1 protein-coding gene is annotated in these 1,645 nt (G+C 54.2%); it reads right to left on the reverse strand.

Translation table 11 applies throughout. The features are described from left to right. Positions 1 to 85: 85 nt before the first annotated feature. Positions 86 to 1,549: an integrase core domain-containing protein gene (locus QP999_RS13320; RefSeq protein WP_284848465.1), complete on the reverse strand. Its 1,464-nt coding sequence runs from the start codon at positions 1,547 to 1,549 to the stop codon at positions 86 to 88. Positions 1,550 to 1,645: the final 96 nt, after the last annotated feature.

Raw genomic sequence — 1,645 nt, forward strand, 5'->3', positions numbered from 1 at the left:
TGTTATGTCCATAGGGTTTTTGGACATGGAGTCCGGTGTCTTTTTGGACACGGAATCCATGGAGGTCTTGGACACTTCTAGCGGTTTATGGTTGTTGCCTGCGTTTGGGCCGGGGTTTGGATAGTTTCGGGTTCATCCGTGGTGGTTGGCGGTGTTTCATTCCTTCAACGAGGTTGATGTTGATCTGGCCACCTGGTGGCCTGTGGCTCAACGTGATCGGCAGTGGCACGCTGAAGAGGAATTCACCGTCATGGGCCGTGTAGAACTCCGCAACGTTATCGGCTGTGACTGTGGAGTAGAGTCTGCGGTTTTTAAACCTCAGACCGATGTAGAGACCGAAGCCGCACACGCGTACAACGCCATCTTTGCTTACGCAGAGTTGGTCTGGGATGCCCCAGTGGTTTGTTGATTGTGTCGTCAGCGCCGTTAGTGTTGGGGTATCGGTGGGAGGTATGCCTTGCAAAGCTGCCATGTCATCGGTGTTGGCCTCGTGTGAAGTTGCCGCTTCCGCGGGGCCGTTGAGCTTTTCGGATACTGCTTGTGGGTTGTGTGCTTGGTTATAGGCGACTATGCGGGCCCAGACCTGCTCGGGATCGAGTGGATGCTGAGGTGATGGTGCTTTGGGGAAGGTATCGAAAGCTTGGCGTGGGGTGATGTGCATTTTGCCGATAAGCAGTGATTGGTGCCGTCGTCGTTCGTTGTAGACCTGGCGGTATTCAGCCAGATATGTGTTGACCTCAGCAAGGCTGACTGGGTGGCGTGCATCGAGGAACTGGGTCAACGTGCGGTGAGAGCGCTCGTCTTTTCCCTGGGTTGTCGGGGCGAAACCAGCAATAGCAAGAACACCTTGGCTGGCGAGCCAGGTTTCAGTAGCAGAGAGAAAGCCACGGTGGTAGGTGGCGAACGCATCGCCATTGTCGGAAAGGATTTCTTGAGGTTTGCCGTAGGCAGCGAACGCTGCGGCCAGTACGGCGCGTGCGTCAGTACCGTTTTCTGGCAGGGCGAACGCTGTGGTTCCGACATCGAATCTGCTGGCATCATCGATAATCTGGTAAATCGTGACATGTGTGTGGGCATGGTCAAAGAGGCGATAGACCAGTCCATCGATTTGCCAGAGTTCACCGACGCGATCACGGGCGAAGCGCTTATAGGAGCTGCGTGGCCGTTTGCGGGCATTGGCATCAACAAACCCCAGTTCATGCAGCCACGAGGCGATTGTAGAACGCGATGGGGTGTAATCTGCGCCTACAGTGTCGAACAAAAAGTAGTAGATCGACCAAGGCCCATAATCCAAGCCTTGCTCCATTAACTGTTGTCTGGCGTGGACGACTGCGATTTTATCGGCCTCGTCAAACTTCTTAATCGGATTCTTCGGGGCAGTCGAATCCGGCACAATGCCTGCGCGGCCCTTCTGCTCTATCCGGTGTTTGATGTTGTGGTACGTCTGCCGCGAGATTCCTAATTCTTTGCAAAACTGTGTGACCGTCTTGCCGTCACGAACGGGATCGAAATCTGCGACCTTTCTACGCTTATGCAATGGAATAGCCATCCGGCTATTCCACCGCCGCAAACGTCCAAAAAGCCACTAGACATCCCGTCCAAAAACATCCTGGACTCCGTGTCCAAAAAGTCGCTAGACATCACA

This window comes from Corynebacterium sp. MSK004 (assembly GCF_030232515.1).
Taxonomy (GTDB): Bacteria; Actinomycetota; Actinomycetes; order Mycobacteriales; family Mycobacteriaceae; genus Corynebacterium; species Corynebacterium hesseae.